The 19,029-nt window shown below is 71.1% G+C and carries 18 protein-coding genes, 1 tRNA gene and 1 pseudogene; 11 read left to right on the top strand and 9 right to left on the bottom strand.

Annotation, left to right across the window (positions count from 1 at the left end; all coding sequences use genetic code 11):
• Positions 1-163: 163 nt before the first annotated feature.
• Positions 164-1,102, bottom strand: coding sequence for an IclR family transcriptional regulator (locus ABZ836_RS29310; RefSeq protein ID WP_356138286.1), 939 nt, complete (start codon positions 1,100-1,102; stop codon positions 164-166).
• Positions 1,103-1,429: 327 nt separating this feature from the next.
• Between ABZ836_RS29310 and ABZ836_RS29305 the strand changes: the two genes are divergently transcribed.
• The 8 genes from ABZ836_RS29305 (at position 1,430) to ABZ836_RS29270 (ending at position 8,182) form a co-directional block, all read left to right on the top strand.
• On the top strand, positions 1,430-2,407 hold the full coding sequence (locus ABZ836_RS29305) for an LLM class flavin-dependent oxidoreductase (protein WP_356138285.1): 978 nt from the start codon (positions 1,430-1,432) through the stop codon (positions 2,405-2,407).
• Between the two features lie 140 nt (positions 2,408-2,547).
• On the top strand, positions 2,548-3,693 hold the full coding sequence (locus ABZ836_RS29300; RefSeq protein WP_356138283.1) for a Rieske 2Fe-2S domain-containing protein: 1,146 nt from the start codon (positions 2,548-2,550) through the stop codon (positions 3,691-3,693).
• A 40-nt stretch (positions 3,694-3,733) separates the two neighbouring features.
• Positions 3,734-4,912, top strand: a complete 1,179-nt coding sequence (locus tag ABZ836_RS29295) for an acyl-CoA dehydrogenase family protein (RefSeq protein ID WP_356138281.1) — start codon at positions 3,734-3,736, stop codon at positions 4,910-4,912.
• Between the two features lie 50 nt (positions 4,913-4,962).
• The gene (locus ABZ836_RS29290; protein WP_356138279.1) at positions 4,963-5,868 is read left to right on the top strand and encodes a VOC family protein; all 906 of its coding nucleotides are present in this window, start codon (positions 4,963-4,965) and stop codon (positions 5,866-5,868) included.
• A gap of 144 nt (positions 5,869-6,012) precedes the next feature.
• Complete coding sequence (locus ABZ836_RS29285; RefSeq protein ID WP_356138277.1) at positions 6,013-6,267, top strand: hypothetical protein; 255 nt, start codon at positions 6,013-6,015, stop codon at positions 6,265-6,267.
• 27 nt (positions 6,268-6,294) lie between these two features.
• Positions 6,295-6,843 carry a nuclear transport factor 2 family protein gene (locus ABZ836_RS29280; protein WP_356138275.1) on the top strand — a complete coding sequence of 183 codons (549 nt, stop codon included), beginning with the start codon at positions 6,295-6,297 and terminating at the stop codon, positions 6,841-6,843.
• Positions 6,840-7,376: a nuclear transport factor 2 family protein gene (locus ABZ836_RS29275; protein WP_356138273.1), complete on the top strand. Its 537-nt coding sequence runs from the start codon at positions 6,840-6,842 to the stop codon at positions 7,374-7,376. Before ABZ836_RS29280 ends, ABZ836_RS29275 begins: the two co-directional genes overlap by 4 nt.
• A gap of 131 nt (positions 7,377-7,507) precedes the next feature.
• Positions 7,508-8,182 carry a flavin reductase family protein gene (locus ABZ836_RS29270; RefSeq protein ID WP_361147202.1) on the top strand — a complete coding sequence of 225 codons (675 nt, stop codon included), beginning with the start codon at positions 7,508-7,510 and terminating at the stop codon, positions 8,180-8,182.
• Here the strand turns inward: ABZ836_RS29270 and ABZ836_RS29265 are convergent.
• Entirely contained in the window at positions 8,095-9,345 is a 1,251-nt protein-coding gene (locus ABZ836_RS29265) for an amidohydrolase (protein ID WP_361147200.1), read from the bottom strand. The genes ABZ836_RS29270 and ABZ836_RS29265 overlap by 88 nt on opposite strands.
• Positions 9,346-9,715: 370 nt before the next feature.
• Here ABZ836_RS29265 and ABZ836_RS29260 point away from each other — a divergent pair, with 370 nt between their 5' ends.
• Positions 9,716-9,964 (top strand): hypothetical protein, encoded by a 249-nt coding sequence (locus ABZ836_RS29260; protein WP_361147198.1) that lies wholly within the window; start codon positions 9,716-9,718, stop codon positions 9,962-9,964.
• Between the two features lie 229 nt (positions 9,965-10,193).
• Here ABZ836_RS29260 and ABZ836_RS29255 read toward each other — a convergent pair whose 3' ends face one another.
• Positions 10,194-10,670, bottom strand: coding sequence for a MerR family transcriptional regulator (locus tag ABZ836_RS29255; protein WP_361147195.1), 477 nt, complete (start codon positions 10,668-10,670; stop codon positions 10,194-10,196).
• 52 nt (positions 10,671-10,722) lie between these two features.
• Positions 10,723-11,724, bottom strand: coding sequence for an NADP-dependent oxidoreductase (locus ABZ836_RS29250; RefSeq protein ID WP_361147192.1), 1,002 nt, complete (start codon positions 11,722-11,724; stop codon positions 10,723-10,725).
• 832 nt (positions 11,725-12,556) lie between these two features.
• On the opposite strand from ABZ836_RS29250, the gene ABZ836_RS29245 reads away from it, so the two are divergent.
• Entirely contained in the window at positions 12,557-13,345 is a 789-nt protein-coding gene (locus tag ABZ836_RS29245; RefSeq protein ID WP_361147189.1) for a class I SAM-dependent methyltransferase, read from the top strand.
• 308 nt (positions 13,346-13,653) lie between these two features.
• Here ABZ836_RS29245 and ABZ836_RS29240 read toward each other — a convergent pair whose 3' ends face one another.
• Together ABZ836_RS29240 and ABZ836_RS29235 are read right to left on the bottom strand one after the other, a co-directional pair.
• The gene (locus ABZ836_RS29240; protein ID WP_361147186.1) at positions 13,654-14,943 is read right to left on the bottom strand and encodes a DUF4241 domain-containing protein; all 1,290 of its coding nucleotides are present in this window, start codon (positions 14,941-14,943) and stop codon (positions 13,654-13,656) included.
• A gap of 196 nt (positions 14,944-15,139) precedes the next feature.
• Positions 15,140-15,379 carry a hypothetical protein gene (locus ABZ836_RS29235; protein WP_356138258.1) on the bottom strand — a complete coding sequence of 80 codons (240 nt, stop codon included), beginning with the start codon at positions 15,377-15,379 and terminating at the stop codon, positions 15,140-15,142.
• A 130-nt stretch (positions 15,380-15,509) separates the two neighbouring features.
• On the opposite strand from ABZ836_RS29235, the gene ABZ836_RS29230 reads away from it, so the two are divergent.
• On the top strand, positions 15,510-16,091 hold the full coding sequence (locus ABZ836_RS29230; RefSeq protein ID WP_361147183.1) for a hypothetical protein: 582 nt from the start codon (positions 15,510-15,512) through the stop codon (positions 16,089-16,091).
• On the opposite strand, the gene ABZ836_RS29225 is transcribed toward ABZ836_RS29230, so the two are convergent.
• The 3 genes and pseudogenes from ABZ836_RS29225 to sucC all read right to left on the bottom strand — a co-directional run bounded on the left by ABZ836_RS29225 (position 16,056) and on the right by sucC (position 18,923).
• Positions 16,056-16,140, bottom strand: a tRNA-Leu gene (locus tag ABZ836_RS29225). The two genes, ABZ836_RS29230 and ABZ836_RS29225, sit on opposite strands and share 36 nt — an antisense overlap.
• A 697-nt stretch (positions 16,141-16,837) precedes the next feature.
• Positions 16,838-17,715 (bottom strand): annotated as a pseudogene (gene sucD / locus ABZ836_RS29220) (succinate--CoA ligase subunit alpha).
• 11 nt (positions 17,716-17,726) lie between these two features.
• On the bottom strand, positions 17,727-18,923 hold the full coding sequence (gene sucC, locus ABZ836_RS29215; RefSeq protein ID WP_361147210.1) for an ADP-forming succinate--CoA ligase subunit beta: 1,197 nt from the start codon (positions 18,921-18,923) through the stop codon (positions 17,727-17,729).
• Between the last annotated feature and the right edge of the window lie 106 nt (positions 18,924-19,029).

Here is a 19,029-nt window from a genome sequence, read left to right as displayed (position 1 = left end):
ATCTGGCAGGCGATCTGGATGGTCCGGCCCAGGATGTGCGCCCGGACACGAGACGGCGTCACGCGGGCTCCGCGCTCCTGCGGGCCCTGGCGGCGACCTGCCCGGCGCGGTCCCGGAGAGCCGACCTCCGCGGGCCGGGGCTCCCGTCACCGCGCGGCGGAGGTCACGCCCTCCTGCGCCGACTGCACTCGGCACGCCGCCCGCAGCATCCGCCGCCGTACGGTCCCCGCATCCACTCGTGCACCATGTCCGGCCGGTCCGGCCCGCGCGTTGCCGGGGCGGCAGACTGTCCGCCGCCCGGCCGGGCCGGGTCCGGGTGCAGCGCCTGCGAGACCTGCTGGGCGGCCTGCGCGACCAGGGGCGCGAGGCGTTCGAGGTGCATCTGCCTCAGTTCGCCGCAGACGGAGATGGCGCCGACCGGGCCGTCCGGGCCCCGGACGGCACAGGCCACCGCCCCCACGCCCGGCATGCCGCCACCGCGGTCGAAGGCGACGCCCCGCATGCGCCGGATGGCGTCGAGCTCGCAGTAGAGAGCGGTGAAGCCGTCGTCCGCGCCGTCGACGAGTCCGGGGCAGCGCTTCAGAAGGCTGTGGACGTCCTCCGGGGGAAGGTACGCCAGCATCGACTTGCCGAGACCGTTGCTCGTCACCCACCAGCGGGTGCCCACGTCGGACGGCAGAAAGGCGGCGAAGCTCCCGCCGATCTTGTCCAGGAAGACCACCTCGGTGCCGTCGAGCACACCGAGGTGGACGACCAGCTTCGTGTGCACCTGGAGCCGGTGCAGCACGGGCGCGGCCGCCTTGCGCAGCTCGTCCCAGCCGTGCGTGCCCTCGCCGGCCCGCAGCGCGCGCCGGCCGAGGGAGTACCCGTGGTCACCGCGGGAGATCCAGCCGAGCTGGATCAGCTGGTTGAGGATCCTGTGCGCGCTCGAACGGGGCAGGGAGGTGCGCTCCTCCACCTCTTCCAAGGTGAGAGTGGTGCCGCTGCTGCCGAAGGCGTCGAGGATGCGTGTCATCCGGCCGACCATGGAGGAAGGCAGGTCGGACTCCTCTTCGGCCGTGCTGAGCACCGGCAGAGGCATGGCGAACTTCGATGTCGGCACGGGCCGCTCCTCTTCTTCGCAGAAGGGCCTTGGACGCTGACGCGTTTACCAAGCAAGCGTTAGATTGGCTCGGACTGTAATCGCCGTGTCGTCGCAGGTCCATACTCCTGACGAGCGCCGTTACGAAGGACTGCGACACCGCCCACCCTCTCACTGACCGGGAGCGGACGCGGACGGCGGGGTTCCGCGCCCGTACCCTCCGGGCACCTCTCGCCGTCGTCCCGTCCGCCGCGACGCCTCGCGTACCAGGACGCCTCGTACCACGACGGCGCGGCGACCACTGCGGGCGCACTGCGTGTTCACGACCGGAGCACCAGGAGTCACTCCATGAAGATCGGTCTCTTCTTCGACCTGCGCAACCCACCTCGCTGGCAGCGGCCTTGGGCGCAGCACTACCGCGAGACCCTGGACCTGATCGGCGACGCGGAACGGAGAGGCGCGGACGCGGTGTGGCTGACCGAGCATCACCTCACCGACGACGGCTACCTCCCGCAGCCGCTCACGTTCGCCGCCGCCGTGGCGGCGCGTACCTCCAGGGTGCGCATCGGCACCGGCGTCCTTCTGGCGGCCCTGCGCCACCCCCGGCACACCGCGGAGGAGGCAGCGATCGTCGACCTCGTCTCCGGAGGCCGGCTGGAGCTCGGAATCGGCGCCGGCTTCTCCCCTCGGGAGTACGACGCCTTCGGCGCGGATCTGCGGCGCCGGTACGCGCTGACGGACGACGCAGCCGCGGAGATCCGCCGGCTGCTGGCGGAGGAGGTGTCACCTCCCCCCGTCCAACGCCCGGTGCCGCTCTGGATGGGGTACCAAGGGCCGCGGGGAGCCCGCCGTGCCGGTCTGCTGGGTACCGGGCTGCTGTCCCTCGACCGACGTCTGCTGGCTCCCTACACGGAGGCTCTCGCCGAGGGCGGGCACCCGGCGTCGGCCGCACGCATGGGCGGCCTGGTCGACGTGGTCGTGGCCGACGACCCCGAGGAGGCGTTCCGGCGCATCCTCCCGCACTACGTCCACCAGGTGAACTCCTACCGGCGGATCGGCGCGCCCGGGCCCCAAGCCCCTCGCGACCTCACCGTCGGCGAAGTGGCGTCGGGGGCCGTCCCGCGGGGCGGAATCCCCGGGCTGAGGGTGCTCACCCCAGGGGACGCCGTGCGGGCCGTCCGGGCGCACACGGCCGGGCTCCCGGTCGAGCACGTCCACTTCTGGACCAGCGTCGCCGCGATGCCCGACGACCTGGTGCGGCGTCACGTCGAGTTGCTGCTGGGCGAGGTTGCGCCCGCCCTGCGTGCCGGTGCGGCGACGGGGTGACCCGGCGCGGTGGTCCGGCGGAGCCCGCTCCCGCCGGTGCTCCCGATCAGTGGGAGCTGACTCGGAAGCGCTCGGCGAGCTGTTTCAGGATGACGCACCGACACGGTGCAGTGGCGCACCGGTCAGCCGGGGAGGCAGACATGGGTGACACAGCGGCCCAGGACGAGGTCCGGATCATCGAAGCGGGGAGCAACCCCACCAGGTTCGCGCGCGGCTGGCACTGCCTGGGGCTTGCGGACGGCTTCCGCGACGGCCGGCCTCACGAGATCAAGGTGTTCGGCGAGACCGCCGTCGTCTTCGCCCGCCAGGACGGCACGATCCACATGATCGACGCCTTCTGCCGCCACATGGGCGGCAACCTGGCCAAGGGCACCGTCAAGGGCGACGACATCGCCTGTCCGTTCCACGACTGGCGCTGGAACGGGGAAGGGCGGTGCACGAAGGTCCCCTACGCCCGGCGCGTGCCGCTGCGCGGGCGCACCAAGGCGTGGATCACGATGGAACGCAACGGGCTGTTCTTCGTGTGGAACGACCCCCAGGGCAATCCGCCGCCGCCCGAGGTGACGATCCCCGAGATCGAGGACTACGACGACGGCCGCTGGACCCGGTGGGCCTGGAAGTCGTACCTGGTCGAGGGCGCCCACTGCCGGGAGATCGTCGACAACCTGGTCGACATGGCGCACTTCTTCTACGTCCACTTCCAGATCCCGCGCTTCTTCAAGAACGTCTTCCACGGGCACATCGCGACCCAGTACATGACGTCCACCGGGCGGGACGACATCAGGACCGGTGTCCAGATGGACCTGCCCGAGGCCGTCACCCGCTCGGAGGCCAGCTACTTCGGCCCCTCGTTCATGCTGGACACCATCTGGACGGACTCCGACGGGGAGACGGTCGAGGCGAAGCTGGTCAACTGTCACTACCCGATCTCTCCCGACTCGTTCCTGCTCCAGTACGGGATCGTCGTGGAGAAGAAGCCGGGCTGGACCGACGAGCAGGCCCAGGAGATGGGCACGATGTTCGTCGAGGGCCTCGAGGAGCAGTTCCTCCAGGACGTCGAGGTCTGGAAGCACAAGTCGCGGATCGAGAACCCCCTGCTCACCGAGGAGGACGGTCCGGTGTACCAGCTGCGCCGCTGGTACCAGCAGTTCTACGTCGACGTCGAGGACGTCACGCCCGAGATGGTGCAGCGCTTCGAGTTCGAGGTCGACTGCGACCAGGCGATCGGCGTCTGGGAGGCGGAGTCCCGGGAGAACGCCGCCCGGCTGGCCCGGGAACAGGCCTGACCTCGCCTCCCTTTTCCGTCCCGAAGCACAAGGAAGCCCCATGAGCACCGTACGTGAACACATGATCTCCTACGCCGACAAGCTGCGGGAGCAGGACGACGAGGCGGAGCGGCTCGGACGGCTGCCCGACGAGACGGCCGCCCTGATGAGGACCGCGGGCGCCGTGCGCATGCTGCAGCCGGCGGAGTTCGGGGGAGCTCAGAGCCACCTCGCCGAGTTCGCCGAGGCGGTCATGGAGACCGCCCGTTTCTCGGGCGCCGCCGGATGGGTCCAGGGAATCGTCGGCGTGCACCCCTGGCAGATGGCGTACGCCGACCGGCGCGTGCAGGAGGAGGTGTGGGGCGAGGACCCGGACACCTGGATCGCCTCGCCGTACCAGCCCGTCGGCCGGCTGCGGCCGGTGGAGGGCGGATACCGCTTCTCCGGACGCTGGCAGTTCTCCTCGGGCACCGACCACTGCCGGTGGATCTTTCTCGGCGGAATGCTCGCCGACGAGGCGGGCGAGCCCGTCAGCCCGCCCCAGCAGGTGCACGTGATCCTGCCCCGTTCCGACTACGAGATCGTCGAGGACTCGTGGAACGTCGTCGGCCTCAAGGGCACCGGCAGCAAGGACGTCGTCGTGCGCGACGCGTTCGTGCCCGCCTACCGGGTCATGGACGGCGACAAGGTCCTCGACGGCCGTGCGGTCAGGGAGTTCGGCAGGGAGGAGACCCTCTACCGCATCCCCTGGTCGTGCGCCTTCCCCGCCGGCATCACCTCCGCGATCATCGGGATCGCCGAGGGCGCTCTGGAGACGGCTCTCGGGTACCAGCGCGACCGCATCAACGCCCAGGGCACCAGGGTCCGCGAGGACCCCTACACCTTGACGGTGATGGGAGAGGCCGTCGCCGACATCCGGGCGGCCCGCAACGAGGTCCTGGGCAACATCAACCGGATCTGGGACATCGTGGACTCGGGCCGTGACGTTCCCTTCGACGTGCGGGCCGAGGGCCGGCTGGCCCAGATCCGGGCCGCCTGGCGGGCCGTCCGCGCCGTCGACGAGGTCTTCGCGCGTTCCGGCGGCAACGCCCTGCGCATGGACCAGCCCCTGCAGCGCTACTGGCGCGACGCCCACGCGGGCCTGAACCACGCTATCCACATACCCGGCCCCACCTACCACGCGAGCGCCCTGACGCGCATGGGCGTCGAGCCCCAGGGCGCCCTGCGGTCCCTGATCTGACAACCGCAGAACCCGGCACAGGCACTCGAACCAAGCATTGAAGGAGAGCGATGACAGAGATCCGCGCCCTGGGATACGTGACCGTGCAGACCACCGACCTGGAGCGGTGGCGTGAACTGGCCTTCGACGTGCTGAGCTTCGCGGAGGGCAGCGGGCCCGACCCCGACGCCCTCTACCTGCGGATGGACGAGCGGGCGGCCCGCATGGTGGTCCACCCCGGGGACATCGACGCCGTGCGGAGCGTGGGCTGGGAGGTGCGCGACGGGGCCGCGCTGGCCCGGGTCACGGAAACCCTGGAGAAGGCCGGGTACGAGGTCGAACGGCTGTCGGTGGAGGACGCGGACGAGCGCCGGGTGGAAGAGGCCATCGCGTTCCTGGACCCGTCCGGCGTCCGGACGGAGATCTTCCACGGTCCCGTGCTGGACCACTCGCCGGTCGTCACCCGCCACGGCAACCGCTTCGTCACCGGCGCAGAGGGCCTCGGCCACGTGGTCCTGCCGACCACGGACATGGCCGCGTCGGAGAAGCTCTACCTCGACACCCTCGGATTCCGCCCGCGCGGGGCCATGCGTCTGACGCCGCCCGGCGTCCCCGCGCAGCGCATCCGCTTCATCGGCGTGAACCGGCGCCACCACAGCCTGGCCCTGTGCCCGGCGCCGAAGGTGGGCATGCCCGCACTGGTGCACGTCATGGTCGAGGTCGAGGACCTGGACGACGTGGGCCGCGCGCTCGACCGCTGTGTCAGCCGCGAGTTCTCGATCTCCTCGACGCTGGGGCGGCACACCAACGACAAGATGGTCTCCTTCTACCTGCGCGCACCGGGCGGCTGGGACATCGAGTACGGCTGTCACGGCATGCTCGTCGACGAGTCGTACTACACCGCCGAAGAGATCACAGCGGACAGTTACTGGGGCCACGACTGGTCCGGGTCCGAGCCGCTCGCGACCTTCGCCTAGTCCGCGCCGTCACGGGGTCCCGTCGCCCAGGGGCCCGTCACCGGGCGGCGCCCCCGGGCGCCCCCCTTCCCCCCAGACGGGTCCCGGTCCGTCCGTGGCCGGCTGGGCCACGGACGGACCGGGACCCGGAGAGCGAGCGTTTCCATGCAACCGGTCAAGTGCAACGCGTGCGACACCCGCGTGCTCGTGGCGAAGTACAGCGACATCCACACCAGCGTCCAGTGGCTCTCGGCGGCCGAGGAGAGCTGCCCGGCCTTCGCCTCCGCCGCCGGAGAGGGCAGGCCCGGGGCTCTCGTGCCGTCGTGTGCCCGGCTGCGGGAGAGCATCGGCGAGGCCGTGCGTGAGGGGCTGATCCCCGAATCCCGGTTCAGTGAGCCGGCACCCCTGCCCTCGTCGTGAAGACCCCGTGCGGTGAAGGACGGACCCATGAATGATCTCGAGAAGCGGGTCGGGCGGCTGGAGTCGATCGAGGAGATCAGGCAGTTGGTCTGCCGCTACGCCCTCGCCCTGGACAGCCGGGACGTCTCCACCCTGGCGTCGCTCTTCGTCGAGGATGTCAGGACCCATGACGGGAGGGTCGGCCGCGAAGCCCTGGCCGAGTGGTTCGACCCGGTGCTGCGGCCCTTCGGGACGACCTTCCACCTCGTCGGCAACCACATCATCGACTTCACCGACGAGGACCACGCCACCGGCGTCGTCTACTGCCGGCCGGAGCACGAGGTGGACGACCTGTGGGTCGTGATGCCGATGCAGTACTGGGACCGCTACGAACGCAGGGACGGCCGCTGGTACTTCACCTCGCGCAGCACCCACGTGTTCTACGCGGCGGACGTCCGGGAGAATCCGCTGGACGTCCCCGGACGGTTCCACTTCCCGGGGAACCCCTTCATCCACCGGGCGGATCTGCCCGAGCGCTGGAAGACCTGGCAGCGCTTCTGGGACAGGACCCCCGGCTCCGGCAAGGCTGCCACATGAGCGGCGACGCCATGGAGGACCGCCTCGCGCGTCTGGAGGCCCTCGCGGAGATCCGGACACTGCCGGCCAGGTACGCGCACCACTTCGCCCGCCTCGACATGGACGCGCTGGCCGACCTCTACGCCGATCCCCTGACGCTCCGTACCGGCGAGCTGAGCGACCGGGAAGCCCTGCGCGCCTCCTTCGAGTCCTCCGGTGCCCCGCCCGACGGCGTGCGGATGGCGGTCCTGCTCACCGGTACCCACATCGTCCGTCTCACCGAGGACGGCCGTGCGGTGGGAAGCGTCTACTGCCGTGCCGATGTGCAGCGCGGCGAGAGGACCTTCTTCCACCAGGCCATCCATTACGGCGACCACTACTGCCACCAGGACGGAGCCTGGCGCTTCGAGAGGCAGCGCGACCACCAGCTCTTCTACGGCGCGCCCCCCGCCACAGCCCCGAACGAACTCCCGCCCGCCGACTGGCCCGAGCACGACACCGGCCGGGGCACGTTTCCGCCCGGTGTGGCGGACCGGCGCGGCCCCGAGGCGTGAAGCCCCGCGGGCCGACGCCCGCGGTTCCGCTCATCGGGAGCACGGTCTCCGCGGCCTCCCCGCTGGTCGTACCGTCCCGACATGCGTACTCAGGAGCACACGAGCGTGCCCTTCCCTTCCCAGGAATGCCGATGACGACAGAACATCTGACCGGAGCCGCGGCCCAGGACGCGACGTCCCCGACTCCCGCGGCGATGCGACGGGCCATGGGCGCGTTCGCGACGGGCGTCACGGTGGTCACCGCGATGGACGGCGACGAGCCCGTGGGCTTCGCCTGCCAGTCCTTCGCGTCGGTCTCGCTCGAACCGCCGCTCGTCCTCTTCTGCGCGGACCACAGGGGGCGCACCTGGCCGAGGATCCGCAGGGCGGGACAGTTCTGCGTGAACGTTCTCGCGGAGGACCAGACCGACCTCTGCGCCCGCTTCGGCTCCAGCCGGGGCCTGAAGTTCGACGGGCTGGACTGGGATCTCACCCGCTGGGGGACACCGTCCCTGCGCGGAGTGCTGATGAAGGTTCACGCGCAGGTGCACGCGGTGCACACGGCCGGCGACCACGACATCGTCGTCGGCCGCGTCCTGGGGCTGGATTCGGGTCCCGGGCACCGGCCGCTGCTGTTCTTCCGCGGACGGTTCGACATGCCGGAGCGACAGGACGTCCTCGACGACGGGGGCGCGCCCGGCCTGTGGGGATGGGGCGATCCCTGGGACCTGGACAACGGTCAGGGTCGTACCGGGAGCCAGGCACGCGCGGCGCGGACGAGGGCGGCGATGCCGGTGGACAAGGTCGGCTCGACCACGGGAGCGTAGTGCGGGGAGTGGTTGGAGGGCAGACCGGGGACGACCCGCATGACGTCCTCGAGACTCTGGGCGGTGGTGAACAACTGGGGGTCCGCCCCGCCCAACAGCCAGTACACGCACGGCGCGTCCGCGGCGGTGGCGAGGATGCCGACGTCCTCGCTGCCGGCGCCCGGTCCGGGATCGATCACCCGCCCCGGGCCGAGGCCCGCGGCGAAGGCTTCCCGGGTGCGGGCACATGCCTGCGGATCGTTGATCACGGCGGGAAAGGACTCGGTGGACGTGATGCTCGGCTCTCGCGGCGCTCCGGATGCCCCGGCTTCGGCTCGCACGATGCGTTCGAGCGCGGACAGGACCTCTGTGCGTACCTGCGGGTCGAAGGTGCGGACGTTGATCTGGAGTTCGGCGCGGTCGGCGATGATGTTGCCGCGGGTGCCTGCGTGCAGGGCTCCAACGGTGACGACAGCGGTGGCGGGGGCAGCGACCTCGCGGGAGACGATGCCCTGGAGACGCATCACCGTCGCCGCGGCCATGAGGACCGGATCGACGGTGGCCTCGGGGCGCGAGCCGTGGCCCCCTCGTCCGTGCAGCACGACGTCCAGGGAGTCCGAGGCGGCGAAGGCCGGGCCGGGGCGCAGCCCGAGGAGTCCCGCCGGTAGCGGGGCGACATGCTGGCCCAGGACGACGTCGGGCCGGCCGAAGCGGTCGTAGAGGCCGTCGTCGACCATGGCCCGGGCGCCGGCGGCGGTCTCCTCGGCCGGCTGGAAGACCAGCATCAGGGTGCCCTGCCAGGAGGAGGACCGGTCGGCCGCCAGTTCGGCGGCCGCGCCCAGGAGGCAGGCGACGTGCATGTCGTGGCCGCACGCGTGCATCACCGGGACGGTCGCGCCGTCGCTGTCCGTGCCGGTGCGTGTGCTCGCGTACGCCAACCCGGTCTGTTCCTGTACGGGCAGCGCGTCCATGTCGGCGCGCAGCAGGGCGGTGGGGCCTTCACCGTTCCGCAGAACACCGACCACGCCGGTCCGGCCGACCCCCTCGGTGGTCGCGTAGCCCAGGATGCGGAGCCGCTCGGCCACGATCGCCGCGGTGCGCTCCTCCTGGAAGGCGAGTTCCGGATGCGCATGCAGGTCACGGTAGACCGCGGCGACATCTGCTGCTTCGTCTGCTGCACGCATGGTGGTGGCTCCGTCCCATGGCAGTGGTGCGACAACCACTCCATGTCCCAATTATGCATTTTTGTCCGATTTAGACACCCGTCGAGAGGAATCTCCGCGTTCTTCGCGGCCGAGGATCGGGACACCAGGGCCGGCCGCGCGAGGATGCGGGGTGGCAAGCAACTGGTAGCGCTTCGTTACGGTGAGTGACCTTAACGGCTCCGGGGGTGAGTGGAAGGGCGCGCAGGCAATCGTGTCGGGTCAGACGCTGGACGCAGCCGCACCGTTCCCTGGGCGCGTCGCCCCGAGGCCGCAGCGTTGTTGGTGGCGATGACGGTTCAGGCCCGGGACCAGGGCCTATACCTCGACGGCCGCCCTGGATTACCGGCTGGTGGACGCCGGCCCGCATCCGAACCGGGCTGACCAGGTCCTCCCGCACCTGCCCGCCCTGCACCTGCGCCTCACCGGCCGCATCGGAACGGCCAGGCATGAGTCCGCGCACCCGGACCCGGTGTCGCCGCCCACGGTCGAGCAGGCCGTCGCCCATCTACGCGGCCAGGAGATCGCCCTCGTCCACGCCCCCGTGGCCAGGACGCTGACCGCCGACACACCCCGAGCAAGAAGGATCACCATCGGCTGACACAACGCGAGGCGAACGCGAGGCCGGCAGACACCGGAGGAAGGAGGCAGACGCCAAGGAGAAGAGACCGGCACTCAGAACACCCGCCCCGGCCGGGAGCCGACGCGGACGTCGATCGCCCCTGCCCGGGAACCGGGCCTCGCGGGCACTTGTGTGTCCGAGTCGGAGTCACCTGCCAACGATACGCTCGTGGTCGCACAAGGGTGTCTCAGTCTCAGGCGCTGACGGATCAAACAAGGCCTGGGTCTCGCCCACCTGCCGACGAGGCACGGCGCGTAACGCGCCGGGCCGCTTCGGGCGCGGGAACACCGCCGCCGGGAGGGGCCGTCGATGCCGGGACACCCGACGGCCCACCGGCGGCTGCCGCGAGTTCCTGCCGCAGATGCGTGAGTCGTGCGATCTCCGCGTCCATGGCCGCCAGGCGATCGGCTACGACCTCGCCGAACTCGCCCGGCCGGCTGCCACACGGTGCGGTCGGGTTCTGGACGAGGAGATCCAGGCGATGGGCCCGGCGACGCAGGTCCTTCAGGGTGAGGCCCAGAGCCAGCAGGTCGCGGATCACGCGCACCCGGGCCACCTCGGCGGGACCGTACTCACGTTGGCCGGACGGAGTACGGGGCGGGGGCCGCAGCAGGCCATGAGCCTCGTACAGCCGCAGAGCGCGCGGTGTGGCGCCGGCCGCCGCCGCTGCCTCGCCGATCCGCATGTGTTCTCCCGTCCTAGAGCTCCACCAACGCCCCTGCGGCTGACGACCGCCGCTACAGCTCTACGATCGCCGCTCCGAAGGAGCGTCCCGCAATCAGTTGGGGCAACGCCTCCGGGGCGCTCTCGATTCCGCGGAACGGGGTGTAGGGGAACCGGATGTCGCCCCTCCGCAACCAGTCCCCGAAGCGGGCCTCCCACTCCGCCTCGACATCCGGGTGATCCATGCCGCTGTAGCCGGCGATCGTGATGCCCCCGGTCAGCAGCCGGAAGGTGTCGAGTACGGCCGGCGCGCTCCCGCCGGCCCGGTCCGGGGACATCTGACCGCCCAGGGCGCCCACCAGGGCGAACCGGGCCCTGCGGTTCGCCGCGTGGACGGCGGCCGTCAGCTGTTCGCCGCCCACGGTGTCCAGGACGACATCGATGCCGTCCGGCGCTGCCACGGCGAGCTGCCCGCCGATGGGCGCCGCTCCGCGCAACACGGCGGCGTCGTAGCCGAGTTCCGCCTTCAGCCTTCGGGCCTTGTCAGGTGAGCCGGTGCTGCCGATCACCCGGGCGGCGCCCAGCAGCCGGGCGATCTGGCCCGCCAGGGTGCCCACGGCGCCGGCGGCTCCGGTCACGAACACGGTGTCACCCGCACGCACTTCGGCCAACCGGGTCAGCGCGCCGTAGGGCGCGGAGCCCTGGGCGAGGTGGGCCACGGGGTCGGGCAGTGTGCCCCCCAGCAGCCGGCAATCGGCGGAGGCGAGAGTCGCGTACTCTCGCCAACCCTGAAGGTGCAGAACCAGTCGTCCCTTCTCCAGGGGCCCGTCGACCACCTCACCGATCGCCGGGCCGAACAAGGTGTCACCGGGGTTCAGCGGCGGCAGCGGTATGTCGCGCGTCTCGCCTCCGATGAGGGTGCGCAGGCCTGGGAAGACCAGGAAATGGGTGTTGCGGACGAGCACTTGGCCGGCCTCGGGGCGGGAGACGGGCACTCGTTCCAGGGCGAAGTCGTCCGGGGTGGGCAGTCCGGCGGGGCGGCGCACCAGACGCACGAGGCGATGAGTCGCATACATGACCGGACGCTAAGCCCTGACCCTGGGGTCAGGGGCAAGTCGCGGCTCAGGCACACCGACGGGCGCTCGGTGTTCTGACGCCCCTCGGTGCCCGTCCACGCCGAAGAACTCGTCGCCGGTGAGGACCATGTGAAGGATCCGCCGCGGTCGAGGCGCGGAAGCGACGCGCAGAGGTGCTCGGGCAGTTGTGGCAGGACTTCGTGGATCCCGGCGCATCCCGCGTCGCCGTTCGTCGCGACCGGCGCCGCCAGCCCTCTCCTGGCCGCTCCACCCTCCGGAAAGACTCGACACGGCGGGCTGCAGACCCGTACGGGGCGGCCCCGGATCGTAAGGGGTGAAGCCGGTGTCCGACTCCAGGAAGTCCACTGGGAAGCTGGGGACGGTGATCGCGCCACTGAACAGGGCGACCAGGAACTCGGTCAGTGTGCCCTCGTGCACGTACCGGTCCGAGATGTCACGGTTCGTGACGCCCACGTGCCAAGCGTCGGGACTCGGCCGGCTCGGCCGGCTCCGTGAGCCAGAGCAAATACCCACCGTTGTCGGTCACACCCACCGCGAACAGCTGCGCGGGGTCGCAAGGCAAAAGCGCTCCGCAGTGAACGCGCGCTTGCCGACCGTGCTCACCGTCGCGGCTGACGGGGCGCCGGTGGAGTGGGGCCTGCGTCGGTGCGGCGTGCCGCGGCTTCCCACGAAATCCGGTGGAGTCTCAGCGGCCGGAGGTGGTTGGGTCCTGCTCGATGTTTCGCTGACACGGCCCGGCACAGTGCGAGGCGCAAGGTCCGAATCGCGGGCGCTGTCCAGTCGTGTGTCGTCGAGTGATGGAGGTTGCGCGGTGGCTGGTTACGGGGCGCTTTCCGACGTGTACGAGTGGCTGATCGGGGACGACAGGTTGACCCCCGCCAAGGCCGCCGCGGTTTACTACAGCGATGTCGTGGGCTCCCTGCCGCCCAACGCGCGCGTCCTCGACTGCGCGTGCGGAACCGGCCAGCTCGCCATCGGTCTCGCGAGTCTTGGCCTTGACGTGGTCGCCACAGACGCCAGCAGTGGGATGGTGCGACGGACCGAGACGGCCGCCGACGAGCAGGGTGTCTCGCTTCGAGCCCTCCGCGCGAGTTGGGACGAGCTGCCCGACCACCTGGAGGACTCCAGGTTCGATTTGGTGTTCTGTGTCGGCAATTCGCTCGGGCACGCCGAGGGCGCAGCCGGGCGCCTGACCGCCCTGGAAGCGATGTCGCGGCTGCTGAACCCTGGCGGACGCCTTGTGCTCCACTCACGCAACTGGGAGCTCGTACGCTCCGCCGGCTCACGGGTAGACGTCCGCGATCGGCTCGTCCGCCGCAACGACCGCGACGCGGTCGTCAGCTACTACTGGCAGATCGAGCAGGAGTGGGAGCAGGAACACTTCCTCGAGATCGTGGTCGCCCGGATCGAGCCGGACGGGGCAGTGCGAGCCTGCTCGGAGCGGTTGTCCATCTGGCCCTACCGGTACGAGGACCTCGTGGCGCAGTTGCGCAGCGTCGGGCTCACGGTGCAGTCCACCACCTTCGACGCCGAGAGCGACGGATACCTGGTGGTCGCCGGCCGCGACCGGGCGCGAGGCACGTCTGATCCGGCGCGCTGATCCGCCGTTCGTCGTCGTTGCCGACCTGCCGGCTCGCGACCGCCTGCAGCGCGGTGACGATATCGGCGAGGCGCCCCAGCTCGGGCCAGGTGCAGGGCAGCAGGACGTCCTCACGCACGGACTGCAGGGCCGGCCGCCGGGACGCGGCCTGCGGACTGTGGTCCTCGCGGCGTACCCGTGCGGCGATCTGCGGCCAGGGCGCGCCGGTCAGGGCTGGGTGCCGGATCTCGTCGGTGCTGGAAAGCCTCGGCACGCTTCCGTCCAAGTGGTGGAGGACACCAGGTCCCACGGAACCCGCTTGGCTCGCGTCAGGTATCAGTGGTGGCTCCACCACCCGGCAGCAGCTCGGGCGTTCCCTCGACCAGCACCACGACCGCGACCACCTCGCCGGCCTCGCAACGGCCGACCCATACGGGATAGGTGCCGTCCCCGGTCGTGGCGAAGGCAGCCAGTTCGCCGCCGGAGGCCTGGTCCCGGGTCCGAAGAAGGAACATGGAGTCGTTGTCCTGGTGAACGTCCGGGGCCAGGTCAGGGTCTCCATGGATCAGCCCTTTCTCGAAGAGGGCGAGGAGCGGCTCCCACGCCTCGGCATCGGCGAAGCAGCCCGTGGCACCGTCCGTGATGAAGCCGGAGATCTCACCTTCCTGGAACAGGCGGGGGTCGTCATCGGGCCGGAGGGCCATCTGCCAAGTTGCGGCGGGAGTGTCGCTGAGAAGCACGCGAACGGCCAGGGTGTCGGTGCGCGTGACCGGGCCTCCCTCCCACTCGCAGTGGTAGGTGTGACGGGCCTGGGCTTCGTCAAGCATGTATTCCCCAGGTGTCACGGGGATGGTGAGGTGTGGCCCGTTGCCGCGGTTGATGTCCGGGCCGGAGACGGCCAGGAGCCCGCTGGGCACGCGCAAGGTTCCGGTCCGGTGTGGTTCCACGACCGTCATCTCGGGGTGATAGCCGTCGGTCACACGCACCCCGGGCCGGAACAGCTCGGAGATCGGCCCGGGCCGGGCGGGGCTGGGCGGACGCCAACAGGTGGCCGGGGCGGGCCCTCTACTGCTGTCGTCGACCGCCTCGGTGATCTCGACGAGGAACGGTTCCGTGAGACCGTGCACCTGAGCCGAAATCAGTGGCCACTCCCCGAACGCGGGTTTGTCCAGCCAGCGTCCGTCGTCTCCGACCTTGGGCACAGTGACGTGCGCGCCTCCGTACCTGCCTCGGGGCTCCTCCGTCCGCCGGCCCTTCCCGTCCGGGAACAGCTCGACGGTGATGCGCGGACACGCCTCGTCGAATTCCGCCATCTCCGGTCCGGTGTAGTTCCAGCCGACGGTGCACCTGAGCAGCAGCTTCGCCGGGTCGTCGAGCAACCGCATGTCCAAGTCGTGGGTACGGCGTCCCTGAACGTCGTACACCCAAACCCCGACATAGTGATCCCGCCAGGAAACGAGGCGTACTTCCAGTGGAGCCTTCCGGCCCTCCGCCCGGTACACCACGACGTACTGAAGCCCCGCGGCATCCCGCTCACGAGCCTCCTCCGGTGATATCGGCCGCCAGGGCGCGTGTGCCGCCAGGTCCCACGCCTGCGCGTATCCCACCTCGACCAGCATTGATGCCCTCGCTGTCACTAGCTCACGTTCTGATCCGCAGCGTAGCCGTTGCCTTTGGCCCGCAACCGGCCCCGGTCGTGCGGCACCCCACGAAGCGGCACGGATAGGGCGCCACGCTCCTGCGACGGCGACGGCGACGGCGACGGCGACGGTCGCGCAGGACGTCGCTTGCCGCCCTCGTTGTCCCCGGCTCCCGTCAGTGCGGCTGCTGCTCGACAAGCCGGAGGTCTCGAATGTCCTCGGGCCAGCGGTACACCAGCTCGCCCGTCGATCCGTCGAGCGCGAGAGACACGACCGCGCCGCGCAGGGAGACCAGGATCTCGTCGTCGGTAATGCTCACCGAGCGCACGTCGGGTTGCCCGCGCAGCTCGACGAGCCGACGGAGCAGATGAAGGTACAGGTGACGGTCCGTCACGGCCCGGACCACACCGTCCACGCCGACCCTGCCCTTGCCGAATACCTCGTCCCGCCCAGGTGGGAGGGATGGATCGCCTCCATGGAGCTCCACGATCGCGCTGACGGCATGGCCTTGCGCTGACGCTGAGCAGGACGGCAACGTACCCCTAGTGCTGCTGCGACTGGCCTGCGTCGGCATGAGCAATGCGCTGGCGCTGCCACGCCTTCTCCCTATGAGCGAGCGGGCGAAGGACATCGAGATCTTGGCCCTACAGCATCGGATCACCGTGCTTGAGCGACAACTGGGCACCAGTCGACCACTGTTTGAGGCGGCCGACCGGGCGTTCCTGGCAGCGTTGCTACACCGGTTTCCGATGGAGAGGCTGCGCCGACTACGGCTCCTGGTTCGCCCCGAGACGGTCATGCGCTGGCATCGTGACCTGGTCGCCCGGCAGCACGCGGTAAGGTCCCGGCCCGGGCGCCCGGGCCGCCCGCGGACCGTGCACTCCGTACGGGCCCTCGAGAAGCCGCTCTCGGAGAAAGAGATCATCGAGATCGCCAAGAACCTCGGAGACGTCGCGCAACGGCTACAGAGCGCTGAACCCACGGCCAAAGCGGCGCTCTACGAAGCCCTGGGGATCACTGTCAGCTACGAAAACGCGACGAGGACCGCGACCGTCAGGTCGAGGCCCTCGCATGCGTATCGTTGGAGTGAGTGTCCGAGGGGGGACTTGAACCCCCACGCCCGATAAAGGGCACTAGCACCTCAAGCTAGCGCGTCTGCCATTCCGCCACCCGGACCAGGTGTTGCCGCTCCGGGGCGATCCCCGCGGCGACGTGGATAACCATACCAAGAGTCCGGGGTGGGTTTCACCTGCGTATTCGCTGGTGGGCGGCCCGCATCGGGGGGTGCACGGAGCGTGATCGCGGCCGGGTGGGTGAGGTGCTGCTCTCGCAGGTGGCCTGGTCGAGGGCCCGGGCGGGGCCGGCTACGGCATCAGGTGGTGGTCGGGGACGTTGCCCCGGCGGCCGCTCCCCCGGCGGACCGCGGGTGACGCCACGGACCAGGAGGCCGCCGACGAAGGCGCCGCGCCAGGAGTGACCGAAGCCGCCGAAGAGTTGGTCCCTGTCCCCTCGTGAGCGGGGACGGGGGGCCGTCGACGGGGCTGGTGGCGGGCAGGGGGTGGCCGTCGGGGCGCCGGGCGCCGTTCCGGAGGTCGAGGACGCGGCCGTCCCGGAACGCCTCGGGAGCGACGGCGGCGAGCGCGCGCTGCCAGGCGTCGGCCCACGAGGTGCCGGATGTCGGTACCAGGGGAGGCGTGTGTCTCCGCTCTCGGTGGGGTCCGGGCGGCCGGGACGGGGCGGTGGCCGGAACCGTCGGCCGCGCGGGGCCGGTGCCGAGAGGGGCGGGACCGGCGGCCACGCGGGGGACGGTGCGGGGGGGGGTGAGGACGAGACCGACGGCCGCGCGGGTCCGGGGCAAGAAGGGGCGGGGCGGTCAGGCGCGGAGGAGTGCGGCGGCGAGGCGGGCGGTCTCGGTGGGGGTGGAGCCCACCCGGACACCGGCGGCCTCGAGCGCGGCCTTCTTGGCGGCGGCGGTGCCCGAGGACCCGGAGACGATGGCGCCGGCGTGGCCCATGGTCCTGCCCTCCGGGGCGGTGAACCCGGCGACGTAGCCGACGACCGGTTTGGTGACGTGGTCGCGGACGTGGGCGGCGGCGCGTTCCTCGGCGTCGCCGCCGATCTCGCCGATGAGGACGATCAGCCGGGTGTCCGGGTCGTCCTCGAAGGCCCGCAGGCAGTCGATGTGGGTGGTTCCGACGACCGGGTCGCCGCCGATGCCGACGCAGGTGGAGAAACCGAAGTCCCGCAGCTCGTACATCAGTTGATAGGTGAGGGTGCCGGACTTGGAGACCAGTCCGACCGGGCCGGGCTTGGTGATGTCGGCGGGGATGATGCCCGCGTTGGACCGGCCCGGGCTGATCAGGCCGGGGCAGTTGGGGCCGACGACCCGGGTGCCGTTGCGGCGGGCGTGGTCGGTGAAGGCCACCGTGTCGTGGACGGGGACGCCCTCGGTGATGACGACGGCGAGGCCGATCCCGGCGTCGGCGGCCTCGGTGACGGCCGCGCGGACGTGGGCGGGCGGGACGAAGACCACGCTGACGTCGGCGCCGGTGGCCTCGATGCCCTCGGCGACGCTGCCGAAGACCGGGACCTTCCGGTCGTCGAAGCCGACGGTGCGGCCCGCCTTGCGCGGGTTGACGCCGCCGACGACGCGGGTGCCGGCGGCCAGCATGCGGCGGGTGTGCCTCGTGCCTTCACCGCCGGTCATCCCCTGGACGAGATCCTGCTCTCCTGGGTGAGGAAGACGGCCATGTCGGTGCTCCTCAGGTCCGGGGGCCGTGGGCGGCGCGGGCGGCGTGGGTGACAGGAGCGGCCTGGATGACACGGGCCGCGCGGGCGAGGTCGGCGGCGCGCCGGGCGGCGCCGTCCATGGTGGTGGCCTGCTCGACGAGGGGGTGGCCGCGCTCGGCCAGGATCGCCCGGCCGCGGGCGGCGTTGTTGCCGTCGAGGCGCACCACCAGCGGCCGGGTGAGCTCGACGCTCTCCAGGGCGCGGACGATGCCGTCGGCGACGGCGTCGCAGGCGGTGATGCCGCCGAAGACGTTGACGAGGACGGACCTGACGCCGGGGTCGGAGAGGATCACGGAGAGGCCGTCGGCCATGACGGGGGCGGAGGCGCCGCCGCCGATGTCGAGGAAGTCGGCCGGGCGGGCGCCGCAGCCGGCCACCACGTCGAGGGTGGACATCACCAGGCCGGCCCCGTTGCCGATGACGCCGACCTCGCCGTCCAGCTTGACGTAGTGGAGGCCGCGTTCGGCCGCCGCGGCCTCCAGGCGGTCCTGGTGCTCCGCCCCGTCGCCGTGGTGGCCCCTGAGGGGGTGGCGGAAGCGGGCGTTGTCGTCGAGGGTCACCTTCCCGTCGAGGGCCACGACCTGCCCCTGGGCGGTCTCGACCAGCGGGTCGACCTCGACGAGGAGGGCGTCCTCGGCGGTGAGGACGCGCCAGAGCCGCACCAGGACGTCCACGGACCGCGGGGGCAGCCCGGCCGCCTCGGCGACCCGCCCGGCCACCGCGCCGGTGACGCCCTCGGCCGGGTCGACGGGCATCCGGACGACGGCCTCCGGACGGGTGGCGGCGACCTCCTCGATGTCCATGCCGCCCTTTGCGGAGGCGATGGCGAGGAACCGCCCGGACGTCCGGTCGAGGACGTAGGAGACGTAGAACTCGCGGGCGATGTCCACGGGTTCGGCCAGCATCACGCTGCGGACGGTGTGGCCCTTGATGTCCGTGCCGAGGATGCGGCGGGCGACGAGTTCCGCCTCGGCGGGGTCGGCGGCGAGCCCGACCCCGCCCGCCCTGCCGCGTCCGTCGGTCCTCACCTGCGCCTTGACCACCGCCCGGCCGCCGAGGCGGCGGGCGATCTCGCGTGCTCGACCGGCCTGGTCCGTCACCTCCGCCCGTGGCGTCGACACGCCGTACTCGTCGAGGAGTTCCCTTGCCTGGTACTCGAAAAGGTCTATTCCGGCTCCTGATGGAAAGTGCCGCACGCCCCCTGGACACCACCGACCGGATGCGGGATAACAAGTTTCATACAGTATTCGTCGACTGTATGCAATGTACGACGGT

The sequence above is a fragment of the Streptomyces sp. NPDC047130 genome (assembly GCF_040643475.1).
In the GTDB taxonomy this organism is placed as follows: domain Bacteria; phylum Actinomycetota; class Actinomycetes; order Streptomycetales; family Streptomycetaceae; genus Streptomyces.
Note: the sequence above shows the minus strand (reverse complement) of the source record. Positions and strands in the feature narration are given on the sequence as shown.